This window comes from Paenibacillus tepidiphilus, assembly GCF_008635795.1.
GTDB lineage: Bacteria > Bacillota > Bacilli > Paenibacillales > Paenibacillaceae > Paenibacillus_AQ > Paenibacillus_AQ tepidiphilus.
In genome coordinates this window covers 125594-147933 of the sequence record NZ_VWRQ01000001.1, presented here as the reverse complement: position 1 = coordinate 147933, position 22340 = coordinate 125594, and the positions used below count along the sequence as shown (strand labels likewise).

Annotated in this window: 19 protein-coding genes; 6 read left to right on the top strand and 13 right to left on the bottom strand. The window is 55.4% G+C overall.

Annotated elements, in window-relative coordinates:
- Positions 1-101: 101 nt before the first annotated feature.
- Genes F1379_RS00675 through F1379_RS00665 form a run of 3 tightly spaced genes read right to left on the bottom strand, consistent with a single transcriptional unit; the run spans position 102 to position 7678 of the window.
- Complete coding sequence (locus F1379_RS00675; RefSeq protein ID WP_150265251.1) at positions 102-2480, bottom strand: transcription initiation factor TFIID; 2379 nt, start codon at positions 2478-2480, stop codon at positions 102-104.
- Positions 2481-2484: 4 nt separating this feature from the next.
- Positions 2485-5874, bottom strand: coding sequence for a tubulin-like doman-containing protein (locus tag F1379_RS00670; protein ID WP_150265249.1), 3390 nt, complete (start codon positions 5872-5874; stop codon positions 2485-2487).
- A 22-nt stretch (positions 5875-5896) separates the two neighbouring features.
- Positions 5897-7678, bottom strand: coding sequence for a vWA domain-containing protein (locus F1379_RS00665; RefSeq protein WP_203457010.1), 1782 nt, complete (start codon positions 7676-7678; stop codon positions 5897-5899).
- A gap of 250 nt (positions 7679-7928) precedes the next feature.
- On the opposite strand from F1379_RS00665, the gene F1379_RS29650 reads away from it, so the two are divergent.
- The 3 genes from F1379_RS29650 to F1379_RS00655 all read left to right on the top strand — a co-directional run bounded on the left by F1379_RS29650 (position 7929) and on the right by F1379_RS00655 (position 11031).
- Positions 7929-8084 carry a hypothetical protein gene (locus tag F1379_RS29650; RefSeq protein ID WP_162551039.1) on the top strand — a complete coding sequence of 52 codons (156 nt, stop codon included), beginning with the start codon at positions 7929-7931 and terminating at the stop codon, positions 8082-8084.
- On the top strand, positions 8074-9015 hold the full coding sequence (locus F1379_RS00660; RefSeq protein WP_150265245.1) for a hypothetical protein: 942 nt from the start codon (positions 8074-8076) through the stop codon (positions 9013-9015). The genes F1379_RS29650 and F1379_RS00660 overlap by 11 nt, the downstream gene beginning before the upstream one ends.
- 168 nt (positions 9016-9183) lie before the next feature.
- Positions 9184-11031, top strand: coding sequence for a hypothetical protein (locus tag F1379_RS00655; protein ID WP_150265243.1), 1848 nt, complete (start codon positions 9184-9186; stop codon positions 11029-11031).
- Positions 11032-11145: 114 nt separating this feature from the next.
- Here F1379_RS00655 and F1379_RS00650 read toward each other — a convergent pair whose 3' ends face one another.
- Positions 11146-11490: a hypothetical protein gene (locus tag F1379_RS00650; protein WP_150265241.1), complete on the bottom strand. Its 345-nt coding sequence runs from the start codon at positions 11488-11490 to the stop codon at positions 11146-11148.
- A gap of 120 nt (positions 11491-11610) precedes the next feature.
- Positions 11611-12750, bottom strand: a complete 1140-nt coding sequence (gene aroB / locus F1379_RS00645) for a 3-dehydroquinate synthase (RefSeq protein ID WP_150265239.1) — start codon at positions 12748-12750, stop codon at positions 11611-11613.
- Between the two features lie 258 nt (positions 12751-13008).
- Between aroB and F1379_RS00640 the strand changes: the two genes are divergently transcribed.
- Entirely contained in the window at positions 13009-13761 is a 753-nt protein-coding gene (locus F1379_RS00640) for an SDR family NAD(P)-dependent oxidoreductase (RefSeq protein ID WP_150265237.1), read from the top strand.
- Positions 13762-14203: 442 nt separating this feature from the next.
- On the opposite strand, the gene F1379_RS00635 is transcribed toward F1379_RS00640, so the two are convergent.
- On the bottom strand, positions 14204-14956 hold the full coding sequence (locus F1379_RS00635) for a WecB/TagA/CpsF family glycosyltransferase (protein ID WP_239004501.1): 753 nt from the start codon (positions 14954-14956) through the stop codon (positions 14204-14206).
- Positions 14957-15372: 416 nt separating this feature from the next.
- On the opposite strand from F1379_RS00635, the gene F1379_RS30780 reads away from it, so the two are divergent.
- Both F1379_RS30780 and F1379_RS00630 read left to right on the top strand, forming a co-directional pair.
- Positions 15373-15606: an FAD-dependent thymidylate synthase gene (locus tag F1379_RS30780; RefSeq protein ID WP_476739478.1), complete on the top strand. Its 234-nt coding sequence runs from the start codon at positions 15373-15375 to the stop codon at positions 15604-15606.
- A complete protein-coding gene (locus tag F1379_RS00630; RefSeq protein WP_476739477.1) occupies positions 15600-16076 on the top strand; it encodes an FAD-dependent thymidylate synthase in 477 nt (158 codons plus the stop codon). The genes F1379_RS30780 and F1379_RS00630 overlap by 7 nt, the downstream gene beginning before the upstream one ends.
- A gap of 121 nt (positions 16077-16197) precedes the next feature.
- Here F1379_RS00630 and F1379_RS00625 read toward each other — a convergent pair whose 3' ends face one another.
- The 7 genes from F1379_RS00625 to F1379_RS00595 are packed head-to-tail and all read right to left on the bottom strand — an operon-like array spanning position 16198 to position 22321.
- Positions 16198-17343 (bottom strand): SDR family oxidoreductase, encoded by a 1146-nt coding sequence (locus F1379_RS00625; protein ID WP_150265235.1) that lies wholly within the window; start codon positions 17341-17343, stop codon positions 16198-16200.
- A complete protein-coding gene (locus F1379_RS00620) occupies positions 17340-18164 on the bottom strand; it encodes an alpha/beta fold hydrolase (RefSeq protein WP_150265233.1) in 825 nt (274 codons plus the stop codon). Before F1379_RS00620 ends, F1379_RS00625 begins: the two co-directional genes overlap by 4 nt.
- Before the next feature lie 33 nt (positions 18165-18197).
- On the bottom strand, positions 18198-18950 hold the full coding sequence (locus F1379_RS00615) for an ABC transporter ATP-binding protein (protein WP_150265231.1): 753 nt from the start codon (positions 18948-18950) through the stop codon (positions 18198-18200).
- A 30-nt stretch (positions 18951-18980) separates the two neighbouring features.
- Entirely contained in the window at positions 18981-19892 is a 912-nt protein-coding gene (locus tag F1379_RS00610) for an ABC transporter permease (protein WP_239004500.1), read from the bottom strand.
- A gap of 13 nt (positions 19893-19905) precedes the next feature.
- Positions 19906-20904: an ABC transporter substrate-binding protein gene (locus tag F1379_RS00605; protein ID WP_150265226.1), complete on the bottom strand. Its 999-nt coding sequence runs from the start codon at positions 20902-20904 to the stop codon at positions 19906-19908.
- Positions 20905-20923: 19 nt separating this feature from the next.
- A complete protein-coding gene (locus F1379_RS00600) occupies positions 20924-21373 on the bottom strand; it encodes an aminoacyl-tRNA deacylase (protein ID WP_150265224.1) in 450 nt (149 codons plus the stop codon).
- A gap of 3 nt (positions 21374-21376) precedes the next feature.
- The gene (locus tag F1379_RS00595) at positions 21377-22321 is read right to left on the bottom strand and encodes a tryptophan--tRNA ligase (RefSeq protein ID WP_150265222.1); all 945 of its coding nucleotides are present in this window, start codon (positions 22319-22321) and stop codon (positions 21377-21379) included.
- Between the last annotated feature and the right edge of the window lie 19 nt (positions 22322-22340).

The following is a 22340-nucleotide window of genomic DNA, read 5'->3' as shown; positions in this document are numbered from 1 at the left end:
TCACCCGCACTAGTTCATCTGGGTCTGCCCGCCTGCACCCAACTCACCTGCACCAACTATGTGTCCGCTCATCTGCAGGCCCTCCATCCAGGAGAGCTGCCTTACCGGAGCGGCGGCAGCGACTCCTCCTCCACGCCGTGCAGCCGGTAGCCGTTCTGGACATACGTCTCGTAGTAGACCTTGCCGTTGCGGTAGTAGAGCAGGTCTTCCAGATGGAAGCCGCCCATCAGGTTCAGCTTCTCGGCGCCGCTGCGGCGCTCTTCATGCACCAGGCCGAGCCGGTACACACGTGTAGTCTCGTCTTCGGCAGCGGCGTAGCGCAGAAACGCGGAGGTGCTGTCGCCGAAGAAGTATTTCTCTTCATGCCGGTGCTCCTGGGTATATTCAAACAGGCGGACGTTGATCATCGCTTCGTCCTCCAGGCTGCGGTAGAGCTGCTTGAACAGCTCCTCCTTCGAGACGATCTCGCGGTTCTCGTAAGCGGCGGCCACATTGGCCCGCCGCAGCAGCTCCTCCTCGAAGGGCAGCGTGAACGGCTCTGCCGTCAGCAGCTCCCTCCGGCATACCCCGGCCAGCCGCTCTACGACCGCCGGCCCGCCCTGCCGGAGCAGCTCGGACATGCTGCCCATAAACCGCTCGCTCTGGAAGATGCCCGGTCCGCGCCGCGCCTCAATGTCATTCATGACCTCTTCGGTAACCACGCGGTAATATTCCATTATGTTCTGGTCCACCGCCGTGCTGCCCCGGCCGATGCCTTCCAGCGCCGCCGTACGCAGCTCCGCTTCGATGTCCTCCATGGCCCGGACCTGGGCCGCGCTCTCTTCATGCAGCCGCTCCAGCGCGGCATCGTACAGGCGGCACAGGTCCAGCTCGCGCTCCATGCGCAAAATCTCATATTTCCTGCCGTACACGTTCGTGAACAGGTAATGGATGAAATTGCGCACCGTCCGTTTGTCCAGCAGCGGCACGCGCTGGAACGGCTGGCGCTCTACGCTCTCCGCGTAGAGCTGCTCCAGCTCGCCGCGCGCGGAAGCCAGCGCCGCGCGCAGGCCGGCCATGTGCTGCCGCAATGCCTGCAGCACGCTGCCCCCGCCCTGCTCAAGCGTCCACTCCGCCAGCTGATAGAACGTCAGCGGCGGGGTGGCCTGCTCGCGGGCGGCCAGCACGGCGGCCCATTCGCGTCCAGGGTCCGCCCCCGCCAGGCGGGCGGCGGAGACCTCCGCGAAATTGCCGCGGAAGTACGCCTCGCCGCCGCCGCCGAACAGCAGCGTCTCCGCTTCGCGCAGAGACAATGGCTTCAGCTCGCCGAAGGACGGGCGGCCATGGCTCATCAGGCCGGTCATGTCTTCCAGGCCGGCTTCATCCGGCAGCAGTCCAGCCGCCCGCTCACGCAGGCTCTCGGGCGCGAGCCCCAGCAGTGCCTGCCGCTCGCGCAGGCTCCACTCGCCGGACTCGCGCATGCGGGAAGCCAGCCCGCGGAACGCATGGTAGAGCACGGCCAGGGCAATCGGCTTGTCGGGCCGGCGTACAGCGGAGAAGCCGGCCGAGGCATAGCCCTGCCGGCCCGAGCTGCCGCGGATGCCGCTCTTGAAGGTCATATTGTTGTAGCCGCCGTGCCCGGAGGCCGCGTCCGCAGCCGGCCGCACCCGGTTCTTCAGCAGGCTGATATGGGCAATAATCTCGTAATTGTCATCCATGCCGTGAACCGGACTCATCCCGCGCTCGTTCTTGTCCGAGAGCGTATAGACAAGATCGAACAGCGGCGACGGGCCATGGGATACCGGGATGGACAGGCCGTCCTCCGTGACAAGCAGCGGCGCGTGGAACGTATATTCCGCGAGCTGCATAACATCCAGCTCCCGCAGAAACGCCAGTCCTACCGAGCTGGAATAGCCGAAGCTGTCACCCTGCTCCCGCTCGTTAATGAGCAGGTACAAATCGGTCTGCACCGATTTGAAGGATTGGCTGAGCACGGCGCGGGCCAGCAGTGTAATCTCCGGCAGCAGCACATTAAGCGGGTCATCGACCCGCGTAACGATGGAGAGATGGATGACGTCGAAGGAAGAATACAGCCGCCCATAATCCGCTATGCTGTTGCTGAGCTGCCGCAGGACCCGGTTCATTCCGGCAAGATACCCGCCGTCCTCGCGAAACTCGCGGTACACGTCCTGGCGGACGGTGCGGGGATCACGTCCCGCTGCAGCCGGCAGCTTCATCGCCATCACGCGCTCCCTGCCGCCTTCTGACTGCCCCTTGCCCGCCGGCTCCGCAGCGGCATGCAGCGCCATTACACCTCCGGCGTTGTCCCATTTCCGCTCGCAGGAGTCCAGCACCGGCCCGATGGCCGGCGCCGATTTGTCGCCCAGGAACAGGAACAAGGCCGGGTAATGGATGCTGCTGCGTCCGTCGCCCTTGCTGCTAAGCGCTTGCTCCTGCCGCGCATAGCCTGCCGCATACTGGTTAGCAAGTGTCCTGATCATCGCGCTACTTCAGCTTTCTGCGGATGCTGCCCAGCTTCGAGGTCAGCGTCTTGTAGAAGCTGTACATCTCGTCGCCGTCGGCATGCTCAACCCGCTCATATTCCAGCGAATCACGTGCTTCCAGGAAGGAGACATAGAGTCCCTCCAGCTTGTAGAGCAGCGGAGACACATCCTCGGCTGCGGTCATTTCACCCGCACGGCGCGCGGCCTTGCGCAGCAGTACGCTGCGGCTCTTGTCATCCAGCCCGCGGAAATGACGGTACACGGCATATTCGACATAGCTGCGTTCCTTCATTAAATTGGCGAACGGCTCCCACGCTTCTTCTTCCTCGTCGCGGTCATAGACATAGAGCGCGCCTTTCTTCACGATCGTATCGGTGTACAGCGCCTCGATGAACTGGTCGAGCCACTTGTCTTCGTCCAGATGCTGATGCAGCAGGGCTTCCAGCTCTGCCGCCTTTGCCGCCAGCACATCGTACTTCGCCAGCTCCTCGCGGACACGGGCAATCAGCTGCGGTGAACGGATCAGGTTCTCCTGGGCCAGCTCACGGTTGATGCTGCCGAAGATGTCCTTCACGCCCTCGCGCTCCAGACCGGTCTCACGCAGGCGCTTCAGTTCATCCGACGCCTTCTTCACTTCCCCGAGGTTCGGGCGCGAAGCCGTCAGCTGCAGATCATAGCCTTTCAGCAGGCTGTCCAGATCGAACGGCTTGGTGAAGATGACGGAGAAACGGCTGCTGGTATTGTCGTCGAGCCCTTTTTCCACAAGGACGCCTGCTTCAAGCGCTCTCGCGAAGTCCGCCCGGACCCGCGCATTGTATTCCTGCACCCGCGGATTGGCATAGGTCTCGCCCCAGGACTTCTCCGGAATCGGCGAAGGCAGGTACGTCCAGTTCTCCTTGTCGGTCATTACAAGATGGCGGCCGATGCCCTCTTTGTCGAGAATCGTGCGTTCATAGTTCTCCTCATACACCCGCAGCGGCGTATAGACGAACAGCGGCACCCCGTTGCGGGTATTCAGCCAGAAGATCCGGTTCTTAACCTCGCTCTCCTTAACCGTAAACTGCGATTTGCCCAGTGCATTGTTCTGGTAATTGCGGATGCCCTTGAGGATCGCCGGCGCCTTCACCGGCACGGAGACGAAGCCCCATGACGGGAAGTGCAGACTGCCGGAGCTGTTGCTCAGATGGAACACCGGCACCGCATCCTCGTCGAGTCTGCCGGCAATGATCCGCTCCACGAATTTCTCCAGCGGTTCCTCGCGGCCGTACTTCATGACCAGGAAGTCCTCCATGGAGCGGGTAATCAGATCACCGAACTTATCGCTCAGGAACTCGGAGATCGAGCGGACAATGTCGACTTCCTGCTCCTTCACCCAGCGTCCGGAGTGCTTCAGCATTTCCCGGGCAAAATCGCGGATCAGATCGTCGCCGTCCTTCTGGTCCATCACCTTCGAAATCGTTGCCGTAATATCCGGCACATTGACGATATTCCAATAGTACGTTTTGTTACCCTTATGGTCGGTCTGCTCCTCGCCGTGGGTCAAGATATCGCCGTTCTTCTCAAAAATCGCACTCAGCGAGCTGAGTATCTCCGTGAAAACCCCGTAAATCCGGCTGTTCTGCTCGTTCAGCAGCTCGAACAAATCCTCATAGAACTCGATCATCTGCTCGGTGCGCTCCACATCGGCATGCAGCCAGTACTCATTGATTTTGGCTTCGATGTAGGCGTTCTTCTTCTTCTCCTTCGAGACAAAAGCGCTCCGCGCATCGCCCAGCTTCTCCTCGGCGCTGTCCTGCGCGGCCTCGATGTCGCGCGGCAGGCGCAGCAGGCTCTCGCGCAGCGTCTCAATATAGGACTGGATCAGCTTCAGGATGCAGAAGCCCTTCTCCGTGTACAGCAGCCGCGACACATAGAACGGCCCCTGCTCGGGATGCAGGAAGATCCGCTCCAGCTCCTCGCCGAACTTGCCGGCAATTTCGCCGGGCAGCTGCTTCTTCGCCTTAATATATTCTTCGCGCGCCCGGACCAGGAAGGTCTGCTCCAGCTCCGTATCCATGTCCACGACCTGGTTCTTGATCACATTGCCATGGCTCAGCCGTTCGCTGTTCTCAAAGCCCGGCAGCGGCTCCGGCACACGCGACTCAAAGGTCTTAATCATCGTGTCGAGGTCGATGCCCAGCTTGCGCGCCGTCTTCTCAACTTCCTCCTGGCCGGGAGCCTGCTGGAACATCTTGTCCATCTTGTCGAACAGCCGGTAAGCCAGATAGGTCGTCATTTCCTCGATCGGCAGCACCGCCGACGAAGCGCCGATAATATTGTATTCATAGTTAGCCGGATACGTCTTGTTCATCTGTGCAATATTGGTGCGGATGTTGCTGATATAGTCATGGATGGCGAATTCTTCGCCCGACTGCTTCTCTTCGCTGGCCATGAAGTTGGTAATGTTCTCCGCCGTCACGTTCATGCAGTAATCATAGGCATTCTCCAGCAGCTTGCCCTCGGTGTTGGTTGCCGAGATCAGGTGACACAGATTGAACGGCGGGAGCGGCGAATTGACCGTCAGGATATTTCCGTACTTCTGGCGGAACCGTTCGCCGCGGCTGTCCACATTCATCCAGTAATCCAGCTCTTTCAGCGCGGCATAGCCGTTCTTGCGGATATATTCGCGCGTATGCTCGCTGAGGCTCTTGTTGGAAAGATTCACATCCGGCGTGAACAGATACCCGAGCGTGTTCACCCTGTCCACGCCGGCTGCGCCGTAATCACGCTCGATAATGCCGCGCACGATATACGCGATGTCCAGGAAAGCGCCGCTGCCTGTACCGCCCGAGAGGCCGGTCAGCAGGAAGACCATCAGCTTCTTGCTCGTGCCGACGGAGAGCGTCTTGATCTTCTTGTCGATGGCTCCGACCACCTGGTTGATCTTCGTAAAGAGCAGCAGCCGTCCGGCCTGCCGCACCCCTGCGGCACCGTTCATGCCGTCCGTAATGCTCAGCTCCGGCGACAGCCACTCGGTGATGTAAGGATCAAGGATGCTGCGGTTCTGCAGCAGTCCGCCGATCTCGGCATTGGCCAGCAGCACAAATTCATTCTGCGGGTCGAGCCCGATGCCTTTGTATTTCTTGCCGCGGTCCTGTTCATTCGTCTCAAACGCCAGAAACTCCACATTGTCCGGTTTGTCCCGCTTCTTCTTGGTGAGCGGGTCCTCGGGCAGCTTGAAGCGGCGGTTGATCTGGTATTTCAGCCGCAGCAGGGCGTCGATGCCCGTGCCGCCGAGGCCGATGATCAAAATCGGGTTGTCAATTGTATCGACGCGGATCTTGTCGCTGACGATGCCTCCGCCCAGCGATACATCAAGCTGTTGAATATGCTCTCTTACTACCGGTTTCATAGGTTCTCCCCCTAAGCGTTCGTTATATCAGATATTCCAGCATAATAGACTTGTCTACGGCTTGCAGTGTTACTGTGATCCGGTCTCCGCTCTTCAGCTCAAGACCTCTTGATACGTCAGCCGCCCGGCCCGAGCGTTCTACGGCAAGCCCTTCGCCGCCCTTCAGGAGCAGTCTGTCGCCTTTGCCCGGGGTAAAGACCAGCTTCTCGGTCTCCTTCAGTTCAGGCGCCAGCTGCAGCAGCTGGTGCAGCGTAAACTTTCCGCGGAAGCCGGAGAGGCGTTTGTACTGCGGATATGTCTTCTCCCCTGTGTTGCCGTCAAGCACTTCCACGACTATCTGGCCTACGAAACCACGGGTAGATTTCTTGCGCAGCAGCCACAGGGCTACCCCAGCGGCAACAAGCAGAATGATGCCGCCGATGATGTAGTACAAGAGACCGGAAGATTTACCTTCGTCCTGCAGCGGCTCTTGACTTGGCGCTGAGCCTCCGGTGCCGGCCGTTGGTGCAGCTCCCGTCTTGGCACTGATCTTCACAATATCGCTTTCGCGGTAAAAGCTGCTCTCTTCCGCACGGACCTTCAGCTCGTAATCATGGCTCTCCTTGATTTCAAAGCTGCCCTTGAACTCGGCTCCAGAGTTGTCCAGCGGAATCTCCTCGGTCGTGCCGGCGTCTACGTCAGTCACCAGCAGCACCGCATTCATATCTTGATACAAATCGCTGAGCGTTACCTGAGTGCCGCTGGCATAGAGATGGGAGAGGACATCTACGGTGTCGCCCTTCTTATACGCGGCTGAGGCAGGCGTGTCTATCTTCAATTCCAGGTCATAGTTGAATACCAGATTAATATCAATCTTGTCCTTGCTGACGCCCTTCACCTGCAGCTTCCAGTCTCCCTGCTCCGGTGACAGCAGCTTGATCAGGCTGTAAGTGCTGGACTTTGACAGCAACACTTCATCTGACGGAATGGCGACCTCTTTGCCCGCAGGATCACTCAGCTTCACGGTGACAGGCTGCGCGGACATAATCGAAATGTTCGCTTCCAGCACACTGCTGTTGGGCACATTGACCGTTACATCCTGGAAGCTGCCGTTGGCCGTGATCGACTGTACCGGTACAACCTTCAGCTTCAGATGGCTGGCAAAAATCTCGCTGAGAATCTGCGGCAGATCATCGGCGGAATCGGTAACGAACGCTTTGCCGCCCGTCTGTGACGACAAATCGGCCAAAATCTGCTTGTTCAGCTTACCGTCAGCATTGAGGCCTATAGTGTATACAGGGTAGCCCTTCTGCTTGGCCGCTTCTACCGCCGCCTTCAGCTCCTGGTCGGATTCGCTCTGCGTCCGGCCGCTGGATTCATCCAGATCGTTGTTGCCGTCCGCCAGCATGACGATCATCGGCTCGTGGGAAGGATCGCTGCCGTTCTCCAGCACCTTCACGGCCTCCTCCATCCCGACGGCGATATCCGTATAGGCGCCGCGGTCCAGACCGTCGATGAAATCCTTCAGGTCCTCCTTGTCGGCGGCGGAGTTGATCTCAAGCAGCGCTTTCTCGCGCTGCACCTTGTCAGTATAGGCCACGACGCCGACTTTGTCGCCTTGCGTCGAGAGCATATCTATAAACATCTTCATCGCTTCACCGGCGAGATTGTTCTTGTCGCTGGTGTTCATGGATTTGCTGACATCAAGCAGCAGCACTGCGTCGATGCGGGCGGGTGCCGCAGAAGCAGCCAAGGCTGTGCGGGCTGCGAATGGCCCGATCAGGAGAGCGACGGCCAGCAGCAGCGGTACAATGCGCTGCAGCATCTTTCGGAATGGTAGGTTGTTCAGTTGTGTACGAAGCATAAAGATGGCTCCTCTTTACGTTGATTTCGGCAGACTGCCCGATTGGCCGCCAGGGTTAGCTAAATTCTGTCAATAGCATGCCATTATGATATAATTAAACCTTGTAAACTTCAACTTTGGGACGCAGGAACCCGGACCAGGATGCGGCGAAAGCCCTGTCTTCGGGGCATCCTCACAGCCCATGCTTCCCAAGCGAGAAAGGAAGAGTTCCATGATTTCATACGTCATTCTCGGAATAACGTTTCTCTATGCCGTCATTCAGATTGTGCGCTATGCCCTGCGCCAGCGCAAACCGCTGACCCCGGATGAGATCGACGAAAGACTGCTGGCGACCTTGAACGGAGGAGATTCCGCTCATGGCCGATAAGAAAGCTGTACATTCGAAGAAGCCCGTAACCCTGCGGCCGTTCAAAGCGCCGCGTTATGCCTTCGACAAGCTGCGGGTGTGCCGCCGCTGCGGCCGCTTCACCGCTCTTGACGGAGAACGCTGCGGCCAGTGCGGCCGCGCCTCCCTTGTTACCGTGGAGCGGCATGCCGCAGCAAATGCACGCCGCAGCATGCAGACCCGGCTATTGCTAGTGATTCTCTTGACACTGGCTGCCGCCTACTTCGGCGAAAGCCTGCAGCAGATGGCGCTCTCTGCCGCCGGTGGCATTGTGCTGGCAAGCATACTCTACTACACACAGCGGAAAGTCCGGCAGAATGAAAATCTGTATGCGCTTGACCGCCTGTTCGCCCGGAACATCGGCGCTGTCCGGGACGGCCTGGAAATCAACCGCAAGGAGGCCGTCTCCGTGCTCCGCGAGAACGATGTGCTGGCCTATGAGAAGCTGCGCGAGGTTGCCGTACTGCTGCGCGGTGACCGCGTCTCCCGCCAGCGGGTGGCTCTCCTGCACGGCTTCCAGATCCGCAAGGATATGCCTCTGGAGCTGGAGCAGCTGCTGCTCAAGGATTTCGAGCCGCTGCTTGCCGAGTATATCGGCGAAGTGGCACGGGTTCGCCCTGAGCTCATCAAGGACCGCACCCTGCGCTATGTTAAAGCTTACGAAGCGCAAATTCTCGAAATGCCCAAAGGGCAGGCCATTATGACTGGCGTCGCCGGAGCAGCTGTACGGATGAAACGCTATGCGCTGCTTTATTCGAGCATGATCGGAGGGTACATACAGGACCTGCCAAAGGACCGCTTTCTGCGCCTGTCAAGACTTATCGAGAGCAGCCCCTACGAGCCTTGGAACGGCCTTGACCACAAGGTGGCGGAAGTCCGGGAAGCCAAATACCGCTGGGACCCCGAGGTTTAGCCGCCGCGGCAGGCCCGGGATACCGGTGAATATTTACGCTTAACAAGAAGAAACGGCTGCCGTCCCGGTTGGAAGGGGGCCGTTTCTGCGAGAGATATAAGGTTTTGTAACAACCGGGTTCGCCCCGAAGCTTATGAAATTTTAGATTTAAAAAGGGGCTACTAATATATGACGTTCAAGCAAGTGATATCCCTGCGGAATATTATGATTATTTTGTGTATCTTGATGCTGGCGGGGCTTGCGCGGAAGGGCCTGCTGATCGGGGACAAAATCCGCGACGTGAACGAGGCGGACCGGCTGTACGCTGCCGGGGATCTGATTGCGGCGGAAGATCTGTACCGCCGGGCGGCGGAGAACCCGGCGATCCGGTACCATGAAGAAGAAATTTCCTCCCGGCTGCAGGAGCTCGATCCGATTACGGCAATCCGTAACGGACTCGCCACGCTGTCCTTGACCGTATCCGACCAGCTGATTGCCGGTAATTTTGCCGGATTCATGGAGAGCTACGCCTCACTGGTTAACCTGAAGGCGAAGTATATGGTTACCGGCGGGCCTTATGAAGCCTATTACCGGCAGCTTTCGGCGGAAACCGGGATCTCCGGGCAGATCACGGCAGGCTTCAAGCAGTTCCGGCTGCAGTTCGGGGCAGGGCTGGAGACCGGAAAGACGGCTGCAGCCGGCGAGAACGGGGACGACAGCTACAAATGGAATTTGCTGCAGATCCCGGCCGACTACTACGGCGGTGAGGACGCTAAAGCGGACGGGCTGGCGAAGCAGTTCGCAGCGTATGACAAAGCCAGGCTGCGGGCCTTTGCAGGCGCCGGCAGCTTCGGGCCGATGCTGGACAGTGCGCTGTCCATGCAGCAGGCGTACAGCGACCACAGCTATACGGCACCGTGGCTGCAGGAACAGGCCGAGGCCAGTGCGCAGCTCATGCTGGAGAAGGATCTGGAGGGCGAACAGGCAGCCGCCTTCGCCGGACACGCTGCAGCTTACCGGACTTATGCCTCCAAGGCCGGTTTTAGTACATCGGAGGTGCTGAAGCTGATCGACAGCAGGACCACCCAACTGGTCAAGAGCGCCGGGCGCCTCGTCCGCAGCGGCGATTATGCCGCAGCCATTCAGCTGTACCGCGACCTCTCCGCGCTTACAGACACGGCTGAACAGGTCAAGGCTGCGCAGTTGGCCTGGAATCTGGCGGAGCCGGTCCGTCTGCTGCCGGGCGGCGAGCAGGAAGGCATGTATACCCATGTGGCTGCCGCCGCAGGACTGAACGGCCTGCAGATGGCGGTAGCCGGTGTGGACAGCGCGGGCAAGCTGTATTATGCCGAGCTGAACCCGGACGGCGTGGTCTCCACCCGGAGCGGAGAAGTTGTCCTGGAGCTTGGGCCGCTTGAGGAGCTTGCCTTCGATAGGGAGCTGTCGGATGCTTCCGGGCTGCCGGTTGTGGTAGCGGAGAGCGGAGGCGAAGAAGGACGCACCTCTTTCGCGGGATATACCGTCTCGGGCACAGGTATTTTTCCGCTGCTCAGCTTCTCCGGGGACAGCTACGAATTTGCTTCCGATGACCACTCCATCCGGGTGCTCAACGCAGAGCTCGGCGACGGCAGCAGCGGCCGGACGGCTATCTACCGCGAAAGCGCCGGGGTCTATCAATTCTCTGAGGTGCTCCAGGAGACACCGGTCGTTCCGGTCATCTCCGCCGGAGAGCTGGAGCAGCATCCGTTTGAGACGGTCTCGTTCAGCGGCGAGATTTATTACGACAATGCCGGCAGAGCCGTGGCCGGCTCCGGCGGGCGGTATGTACTGCTGCAGGGTGATTTCGAGTATACCGTTGGTCAGGCTCTTATCACCGGACAATTCCGGACCGGCTATGAAATAGCCGATACGGATTTGGGCTCCCAGCTCATGCCTGTATTTGTCGTCCAATCTATAGAGAGCCTGAATGTGCAGCTGCCGGACGATGGTTTATCTGGAGAAGAGAGTATGGACACCGGTTCGGATATTCCGAACTAGCACTCAGCGCACGCTCCATTCCCCACCGGAACCCCAATGTATACTTTCAGCTATGTTATAAAGAAAACGGAGCCGCCCATTAAGCTGGGAGCTCCGTTTCTCTTATATATCCGCTTACCTTCCAATCAAGGCCATGCGCCCTCTCTTCAGCAGAGACGGCCGCTTTGGCTGCTTCAGCTTGCGGTAGCGTCTTTGGGTGTGCAGCACTTCAGCGGAGGCCGCAACAGTGTCCTTGACCTCGGCTACGGCCGCTTTGCTCTCCTGCAGGGATGCCTTCATCCGCTTGAATTCGGATTTCACACCGTCTGTACGGTGCAGCGCCGCCTCCTTGGTCGCTTGTATGCCCGCCTTCACCTCATCCACCGGCTCCTTCAGCCGATTGGCCGACTGCTTCACACCATCCAGCGATTCCTTCAGCCCGTCGATGCTCTGTTTAAATTCTTTCAGCGGATTGCCCATAGGGTATCCCTCCATTTTTCTTATGATAACAGTACCCATTAATCTACCATTACCCGGAATGAGCGGTAGGGATTCAATACTCGCCGACTATTTACGCACTAACGGACTTGTTCAGCTTATTCAGCCGCGCAGCTCCTCCAGCAGCTCCATCACCGTCTCCTCATCGACCGGAGTGGAATAAGCGCCTCCTTCAAACACCTTCATTACGCCGATTCCTTCCTGAAAAACAAAGCGTATGCGTCCGCCGCGCACCTTTTTATCTGTGTACATTTTGTCCATTAGCATCCGGTTCGTAATAGCGGCCGGGATTTCCACAGGCAAACCTGCTTTACGCAGTAAGGCTTCTACCCGTGAGGCTTCTGCAGCCTGCAAATACCCCAGCTTCACGGCCAGTCTGGCCTGTATCACCAGCCCGACAGCTACCGCCTCCCCGTGCAGCAGCGTGTAGCCGCTGACCGCTTCCAGCGCCCGGCCGGCCGTGTGTCCAAGATTCAGAATCTGCCGAAGATTGCTTTCATGCTCATCCTGCTCCACGACCCGGTATTTAATCGCACAGTTCTTCAGGGCTATCTCCTCACAAACCGCCGGGTCCAGCACCAGCTCCCCGTCAGGTGAGATGACCTTGTCTACGTTCTCTTCCAGATAAGCAAAAAATTCCGCATCAGCCAGACAAGCATGCTTGATTGTCTCGGCAAGCCCGCTGCGCAGCTCCCGGGCCGGCAATGTGCGCCAGGCCGCCAGATCAATATACACCTTGCGCGGCTGGTGGAACACGCCGATCAGGTTGGTGGCGACCGGAGTATTCACACCGGTCTTGCCGCCGACGGAGGCATCGGCCGCAGCCAGCAGCGTGGTTGCCACATTCAGGCTCGGTATGCCGCGGCCGAAGGTTCCGGCAAGGAATCCCGCCAAATCGGTCACCGCGCCCCCGCCGACGGCAATGATGCAGGAGTCACGCCCGTAAGCGCGCTCCAGCAGCTGATCCTCCAGCTGCGCCTTGGTCTCGCGGGTCTTGAATTTCTCTCCGGCGGGGAATACGAACAATTCGGTCTGAAAGCCATGCTCCTGCAGCAGCTTGAGCAAGGGCTGGCCGTACAGCGGTTCAACCTTGGAGTCCGTAATGATTGCATATTTGCTTACCCCCGTGACCAGCCCTTGCTGAAGATCCTTCAGCAAGGCGGGAAAGAGATGCTCGCCGATCTCGATCTCATAGGAATGATCGACCACTTTTTGCAAGGCAACCTGAAAGCTTTGGGACATACGCCGCAACCCCTTTTTTCGTTAAATAATAGTTTGGTTATTGGATAGATTCGCCGCCGGAGCAGAGGAATCCTTTATTGCTATTCCGCGTTGAATTGCGAAAGCAATGAAATGCAGACCACCAACAAGCAAGCTGCAAAATCTATAGTGAAACGGGCCGGACATTTATGCTAAACTTGCGGGGAAGCAAACGCTTCCGGAACACCGCAATGAATAAAATTTCTTCCATAATATAGTTGAAAAGGAGTGCTAAAATCTATGGTTAATGTACAGGGACAATGGGCACTGATTACCGGCGCCAGCCGGGGTGTCGGTTATCAGACTGCGCTCTTTATGGCCAAGCAAGGCTGCAACCTGATCCTGCACAGCAGAAATCTCGCCCATACGGCAGAACTTGAACAGGAAGTACTGGCACTCGGGGTGGACGCCTACAGCGTTTCGGCCGAGTTAGGCAACCACGAAGAAGTGCTGGCGATGCTGGATGAAATCGAAGCCAGGGGAACGGCCGTCGATATCGTGTTTAATAATGCTGCCGTGCAGATTGCCTACCGTACCGATTACTGGCAGACGCCGGTTGAGGACTTCGAGCAGAGCTTCCGGATCAACTTCATCTCGGCTGTCACCATTTGCAACCGTCTGATTCCGAAGATGCTGGAACGCGGCTTTGGACGGGTCATCAACACCACCAGCGGCATCAAAAACGAGCCGGAGCAGGCCGGCTATGCGGCCAGCAAAGCGGCGCTCGATAAATTCACCAAGGACCTGGCCTCCCGTCTGGACGGCACGGGCGTTATCATCAGCCTAACCGATCCGGGCTGGTGCAGCACCGATCTGGGCGGCCCGAATGCGCCGAACCAGGTGGAGAGCGTCGTTCCCGGCATTGCTGTCGGCGCTTTTGTGGATGACGGCGTGAACGGCCGTTTCCTTCCCGCGCAGAGCTTTACAGGCATGACGCTGGAGGAAGCAGTCCTGAAGGCCGAAAGCCTGGAACCGGCTCCTTATGTGATTTAATGCGGATTTGCTAGAGTAATAGATCTGAACATCTGCTGGGAGAGTATCAAGCGAGAAATTCAATGCAGGCCGGGAACTTCGCTGCGACGGTGCCGGCAGGAACTTTACTGCGCCAGTGCAGCAGGAGCCTGTTGCGCCGGCGCTGCAAGTAATTATGCAAGTTGCCGCCAAGCACGCTCTAATGCCCGGTCATTCAATACAGCCCCCGGCACTCAAGCCGGGGGCTGTATTCATTATAGCTGCGCTAATCCTGTGTGCGGCAGTAGGTATGCTCCGCGAATCCATAGGTTCATAGAAACGTTTGGCCCCCGCGTCGCTATTCGCCACCCGTACGTAGACCGGCTTCCCCCGACGCAGCTCCTGTATCCGGCTTACACCTCTCTGCAGAATCTCTGTTTTCTCCAATTCATCCACCCTCCTCATGTTTACCATAGCCATGTCCTCACTTCCGGAGAATGGCCCGGTACGCAAATTTCGGCAAGGCTGCCTGTCGGCGCCAGCGTGATTTCTGGCCTTTGGCGGCGGGTGCGAACAGCAGACGGTGCGCCCATTCCAGATTCAGCTTCTTCCAGACCGCCGGTGCAGGCTTCACCTTGCCGGAGATGACATCCAGACTGCCGCCCACGCCAAAAGCCAGCTTAACTCCCTCCAGCTCCCGCTTATGCTTGTACAGCCATTTATCCGAATACGGCGCGCCCATCGCCAGCACGAGAACATCCGGGCGGCTGCGGCGGATATCCGCGAGAATGCCCGGCTCTTCGGACGCACCGAAGTAGCCGTGGTGCCTGCCGGCAATCCGGATTCCCGGATAATCGCGGCTAATGTTCTCTACCGCCCGCACGCTTGTCTCTTCATCCGTACCCAACAAATAAAAGCTCCAGCCCCGCTCACTGCCCTTCTCCAGCAGGCGCAGCAGCAGATCATAACCGGTCACTCTTTCTGCTACCGGCTCTCCTCTGCGTTTGGCCGCCAGCACAATACCGATGCCATCCGGAACAATCAAATCCGCCGTGCCGATAATTTCCCGCAGGTGTCCGTCCGACTGGCTGGCCAACGTAATCTCCGGATTGGCCGTTATCACATGGTATAAGCCGGCAGGCCTGTCCTGAACCTGTTCATCCAAGTGCCGCACCGTTTGTGCAAGACTCATTTTGGAAAAGGGCACACCCAATATGGATACTGTATCTGTCATCATTTCATCATCTCCCAATCTTATAGAATGCTCCACTGGATGCCCGGCTCCCCTGCCAGCGAATGCATGGAGCGAACGTAAATCTGCTGACTGTGCCCGGAAGGAATGCGCTTTCGAAATTTTTGCGCAGAAACAGCACTTCTTCACGGGAATTGAACAGAAATGCCACCGCCATCTGCCTTAGCCGCTTCGGCATCCTCCATATCTATTGCAATATCTGTATTTCTGCTTGTATCACATTATTATTACTCTAACAGCATCTTTTACCTTATCAATACCTGCCGACCGATTACAAGGAACTTTTTAACGGCCGCCATACAGGCCAGGATGTCCACCATTTCGCCTTAATAGGGATGAAGGAGAGCCGGTGTCTGTACGGAATTAGGTAGGGTAGAATCAATTTCACTGGGGGGTATATCATGCATATTGAGGTTCTTGACAAAGGGTACATCCGGCTCATCGATCATATGGGGAGCGATCTGACCGTCGTCAATGCAGCGCGCGTATCCTATGCCAAACAATCGGCCGCACTTACGGATAAAGACATCCGGCTTATATCCTTTCTGGCCAGAGAGGGCCATACTTCACCTTTCCGGCATGCCATGCTTCAGCTTGAGGTGTACGCACCGCTGATGGTTGCCCGGCAATGGTGAAATATATCGTCGGCTCCGCCCACTATGAGGGTACCGGAGACAGTCTGGAGGCCTGGAATGAATCGAGCCGGAGATATATTACAGAGGAACCGGCTTTTTATATACCCGGGGCCGGGGAGTGGCGGCAAGCACCGGAGAACTCCAAGCAGGGCAGCGGTAATGCAGTATCCTGGGAACTCGGGACAAAATATACGGATGAGCTGATGCGCTACACCGAGCTGGGGCTGGAGAAATACGAAGCCGCATTGGCCGAAGGCATCTGCGCCGAGCAGGCGCGGCTGTTCCTTCCCGCTTACGGGCTTTACGTCCGCTGGTATTGGACAGCCTCCCTGCAATCGGCGGCGCATTTCCTGCAGCAGCGCCTTGAGCATGATGCGCAGCGGGAAATCCAGGCTTACGCCCTGGCTGTTCTGGACATCGTCAAGACGCTTTTTCCGGTGACAGCGGGTGAGCTGCTGGGAACACAGTAAGCCGAGTGCACGGCGGATTCCCTGTGCCAGTATAAGAAACCCTCCGCCGGTCACAGGCGGAGGGTTTCTCATGCTTAATCCTGCAGTTCTCTGGCACACGCCAGGAAAAGCAATTGTTGCGCTAGTAAACTCGCTCTTCATCAAAACTGTTGCGGATCGAGAATCCGGCTAATGCTTGCAGGTCTATCTCCGTAATGAGCTCGGTGCCTGTCAGGCTACAGATCAATCTGCTGTCGTATTCATTATTGCATTGGTTTAAATAGGGATTATAAACCTTGTCTATAGAACGGTAGTAGAACCTCTCGCTCTTATTCAGGCCGGAAGGCATCTCCTCCACGAATTCATATTGATCGAAATGCAAGGCGTGGAGCATTGAACCATACAGATGGCGGTTAGCAATGGATTGCGGATAAGTGAGATTAACATAAGGAATATCTTGCTGAAATGATGCCAGGACCGCTTTGGCCACAAAATCCACAGGCACTACGTTAACTTTGGAATCCCGGGACATATGGATTCTTAAAGGTTCGTTGTTTCCCTGGTTCTGCAAATTCCAGAAGAATTTCGTCCAGCCGTAGAATACATCGAACTTTGAGATGTAATAAAGCGGAGCATCTAGAAGTCTTCCGCATACTACACTCGGCCGCAGGATCTGATACTTCATCTTATTCTCTGCGCAGTAGCTCTCAATAAATTGTTCCGTTTGGTTCTTGCATTTCTCATAAGGATTCCTGAACCTGTTGTTTTGATAGATGGAGTAATTATCCCCGATGAGCCCCTCGACAATGCCGCAGGAGAATGCGGTGCTGATGAACACCAGCTTACTGTTAAAGGGTTCAATGGCATGGAGCAGATTCATTGTTCCCAGCCAATTGGTGTGATGCACCTCTTGTTCAGCCGCAGCCGTGTTATAAAGATTCACTGAGCCTGCACTATGTATGACGAACAGCGGATCTTCTTTAGCAATGTGCAACCCGAACTGTACCTGCAGATCAGAATCCTCCAAATCCCCTTCAATAACAGTGATATTATCCGTCAAATCTTCCAGGTCATATGGCTTAAGATAATCGGGAAGGTATGCATGGGTCAGCAAATGATCTATTCTTGCGGAAGCCGATAGCCCCTTTCTGCCCCGAATCAGAACGTATATTCTCCAAGATCCAGTCACTTCCATAGACGCTCTCAGGAACTCGTAAAGCAGATGTCTGCCAATAAATCCTGTGACGCCAGTTATGAGAACATTCCCTTGGAGTTCAAGTCCCGTCATAGAATTTCTTGCAGAAGCCGGATATACCCTTCCTTGTCCTCTGCCAAGAAATCATGCCCATTGCCAAGCAAGGTGCACAACTGGAATCCAGGAACCTCGCTTTGCAGCTTTTCCGAGAAATAAACCGGATTGAAGACATCTTCTTCTCCATGAATATAGAAAACCGGAATACCGGAGAACGCTGTTGTGATCTTGGCTATATCCATCTCGTTCCCGTCCCAGGCTTTCATATACGGCAACAGCACCTCTTTATCGATCGATTGCAGGAATTGGTCCTGAATCGCTTCAAAAAAATCCTTGCTCTGTTCAATGAATCTGTTGCTGTACATCAGCCCGAACGACAGTACGATAACGTCGCTGAGATCGCCGATTTCAAACATTTTCAGAGAGGAGCGGGAGAGCAGCTGGCTTTTAAACTTTCCGTAAGGATTAATGACCGGAGCCCCCAGAATTAAGCGGTTGACTTTATTGGGATGGCCAAGGATGTAATCGATGGCTATCGTCGATGCGCTGGAGTAGGTAATCAGTGTGAACTGATCCAGCTTTAAGGCTTCAAACAAATTGGAGACATCCTCCACAAAATCGGAATAAGCAAAGTCCGTTGTGAATTTGGTAGACTCCCCCTGATTCCGCATATCGAAGGTCAGAATATTGTAAGGACGCTTTTGTTTAAGAATATCTCCGATCTCATTCCAATCCCGCATCGTATTAAAGGTGCCGTTCATAAACACCAGTGTTTCCAGGCTTTCGTCGACAAATTGATAATTATATCCGATTTCAACGCCGTTTGATAACAAGATCTTGTCCATTATATTCTCCATGGTATAGCCTCCTATAAGATATCGTTCTTAAGACTACTGCTCTAATTGCTCGAAAAGCTTATCAGTTGTAACCAGCTGCCGCTCCCGTTCATGAATATCCATAGTAATCCTTCCTGAAGAGAGCATGACTGTGCGTGACCCGAATTCCAATGCATCTCTTAAATTGTGAGTGATCATTATCGTACTGATGTTTTCCTCGTTGACCACCTTGGCCGTAAGACTCATCACGAGCTTGGCCGTTGACGGATCGAGCGCCGCAGTATGTTCATCCAGAAGCAACAGCTTCGGCTTCACAAGAGTTGCCATCAACAGGGTTAGTGCCTGCCGCTGTCCTCCCGACAAGAGTCCGACCTTCTGTTTCAGCCGTTTCTCCAGGTCCAGGTTCAGTGTAGACAGCCGTTCCTGAAATTTGCGGATATCTGCTTTGGTTATAGCCCGTGACAGCCCTCTTCTCCCTCCTTTGGAATACGCCAGCGACAAGTTCTCTTCAATGGTCATGTCGTATGCGGTTCCCTTGAGAGGGTCTTGAAAGACCCGTCCGATATAAACGGCTCGCTGATGCTCCGCCAAGTAAGTGATATCTCTTCCATCCAGTACAATTCGGCCTTCATCCGGTGTTTCGACCCCGGCGATACAATTGAACAGCGTTGACTTGCCGGACCCGTTGCCGCCGACAACGGTTACGAACTCCCCCGAGCCAAGATGCAGGTCGATGTTAGCCAGGGCGATTTTTTCATTGAAGCTTTTCTTGGCAAAAATCTTCTTCAGCTTTCGGACTTCTAGCATGCCTCTCTCCACCAGTCCCGCTAAAATAGTCTACTGCGGCGGAGTGAAATCCGTCCCATTGCGCCCCAGGCCGGACCGCCTTCTTCTCCCCCGGATTCCCCCGCTGTGTAGTAATGACATGGATAATGCGATAATGACGATCAGGCTTGACATCAGCTTCAGATCTGTGGGAGGCATACCGATCTGTATTGCACCAGCGATAATATATCTGTAAGCTACCGATCCAAGTACAACCGCCAGCAGTCCCCTGAAAATCGTGGAGCCCGAAAGGATGACCTCCCCGATAATAACAGAGGCCAATCCGGTAACAATGACGCCTGTCCCCATACTGATATCTGCAAAGGACTGATACTGTACCAAAACGGCTCCCGATAATGCCACAAACCCATTTGAAATAGCCAGCCCGAGCCATTTGGTCATATTCGTGTCCACCCCGAGCGCCCTTGCCATTTGTTCATTGTTTCCGGTGGCCCTTAAGGAAAGTCCCAGCTTCGTATTCAGGAAGAAGCAGAGCAGACAGAACATAACCGCCAGTAAGACACCGAGTACAGCGATGGAGGTTGACTGCTGAGATTCCGCGCTCCCCCAAAGCTCAAAGATCGTTGTCTGCTGCAGTACAGGTATGTTGGGCTTGCCCTCCATAATTCTAATATTCACGGAATAAAGCGCCGACAAGGTGAGGATTCCGGAAAGCAGCAATTGAATCTTTAATTTAATATGAAGAAAAGCCGTAATGCTCCCCGCCAGGCATCCTCCCAGAAAAGCCAAAGGAATGACCAGAATCAATGAATAATGTGTGGTCACAACCGCTGAAATTGCCGCACCGGTCACAAAGCTCCCGTCCACCGTCATATCGGGAATGTTTAAGATGCGGAAGGAAATGTAAATCCCTAGCGATAAGATGCCATAAATTAACCCTAAAGCCAGGGCACCTAAGATCACATAACTGCTCATATCAGTTCTTAAAAACCTCTAAGGCCTGCTTCAGGATTTCATCCGGAAGGGTGATGCCGATTTTATCTGCGGTTGTCTGGTTGACGTACACATTCAAGCTGTCCATGACCTTGACGGGAAGATCCTTGACCGCTTTGCCATTCAGCACTTCGGCAGCCATGTCTGCCGTTTCTTCTCCGAGTATCTCGTAGTTCACTCCATAAGCAGCAAGTCCGCCGTCTTTAACCATGGAATCAGCTCCCACGTATAACGGCAGCTTTGCGTCGATGGCGATTTGCGCGACGATCGGCATAGAGGAAGCAATCGTATTATCGATGGGAGCGAAGATCGCATCGACCTTCCCGATCAGAGAATGAACAACCTGATCCACCTCGGAGGTAGAGGTTACCGTCGCTTCCTGGAGCTGAATATCCTGGCTGCCGCTCTGCAAATATTCCTTCAATTGCTTAACGACAAGCTGCGAGGCCGTTTCGCTGGAATTATAAATAACGCCTAGCTTGTGAATAGCCGGTGTTATTTTTAACTGAAGCAACAGATTTTGCTCGGCGGAGATAATATCTGAGGTTCCGGTTATGTTGCCCTCCGGACTGTCCAGATTCTTCAAAAGACCTGCCGAGACCGGATCAGTAACAGCCGCAAAGATGATCGGAATTTGTTGAGTTTCCCCCGCGATGGCTTGTGCCGATGGAGTGGCGATGGCAATGATGGCATCGTAATCCTCCTGCACAAACTTCTGGGCGATGGATTTCAGATTATTCTGGTCGCCCTGCGCATTCTGATAATCAATGGTCAGGTTGTCCCCCTCGGTGAATCCGTCCACCGCCAGCTGCGCAATGATCGCTTCCCGGATGCTGTTCAGTGATGGATGCTCTACAATTTGAAGTATCCCAATCCGCTTGTTAGATGAATCCTTGTCCGAATTCGCGGCTTGATTTGAACAACCCGCTATGGTAATCAGCAGCAGCGCCAGCGATAACAAGCGCAAATACTTCCCCTTCATTGGGCTTCCCCCTTATCTTTCAATCAAATTCCGCTATAGGTGCTACGATTCTCTTCAGGTCGTAAGCGTTTATGCGCAAAGTGCGGTATGGATCGCCAACCCCCCCGTAAGCGTAGCTATGCTCAAGAATCCGCTTGTCAAAAATATACGGCAAGCTCAGCCCGATCAGCGGAAGCTTTCCCGGTTCTACGCCGGTCTGCTCCATCACCTCCTTCTTTCCGGCCATCTTCACAACTTCGCAATTCAGCACGTTCTTGAGATCTTCCAGCGCAACCTGTCCGCGTGAGCCTGAAACAAGCATCGCGTAGAACCCCCGGTCTGTCTTCAGAATCAGATTGGGTACGGCAAGTTTGATATCAAAATAGGCTTTGGCATCGGCCAGGGTAAGAATAGGCCGCTCATGATCGATGATCTCAAATTCTGCCTGGCCCAGCTTCAGCAGTTCCTCAATTTGGTTGACATTCAGCAATTTCTACACCCTCTTAGCATGATTACGGACGGCTGTGCTTAAGCCCGCGCTGTCCAGAATTTGATCAATTCGCCCTCTTGCCTGTGTCTCAGCTGCCGCCAGCCCCTGCTGCAGCACGTCGTCTAGAACCTCCGGCTGCTGCATCAGCTCGTGGTATTTCTGGCGGATCGGCTCCAGCTCCCGGTTCATCTCTTCGAACAGAAGGAGCTTCGCCTCGTCGGCATCCATGCCCTTATCAATAACGGCAGCAGAGCCGGTCAGCGAAAGCAAATCCATCAGGATTTGGAGACTCTCTTCCCTGGTCTCCCCTTCGATATCAAATATTTTTTTATAGAGCACTTCTTTGGAGTCAATTAAGGATATGGTGTTGTCAAAGGATTTGGACATCTTTCTTCCATCAAGTCCTCTGACCATGTGCTGCAGACCGGGAAAGATGGGCTCCGGCTCCTGTAAAATATCCCCATAAAGCAAATTGAACTTGTGCGCCAGCTGGCGGACGAACGCCAGCCCGGACTCATGGTCCCTTCCGGCAAACACTAAGTCCGCCCCCATCATCAGCGTATCGGCGGCCATCAAGACAGGATAAAGACTGCTGATCATATCCTTCTCCGTGTTGGCGGTAAGATTCATTTCGGCATTCAACTCTTCCACCGACACCAGGGACAACAGAATCATTGATAACCAGGCCATTTCGGTAATCTGCGATTGTCTCCATAATACAGATTTCTTAATATCCAGGCCGCAAGCGAGATAGCAAGCCGTCACTGAGCGGACATTGCCGTTCATCAGCGCCTGATCCCTGACGGTGGGGATAGCATGCAGATCGGCAATCAGCTGGAAGATCCTATATTCATCCTGCAGGCTCAGCAACGGTTTAATGGAACCGTAGTAATTCCCGATATGGGGCAAGCCGGTCGCCCTGATTCCGGTGAGAATAATTTTTTTCATGAGTGCTCTTCAACTCCCC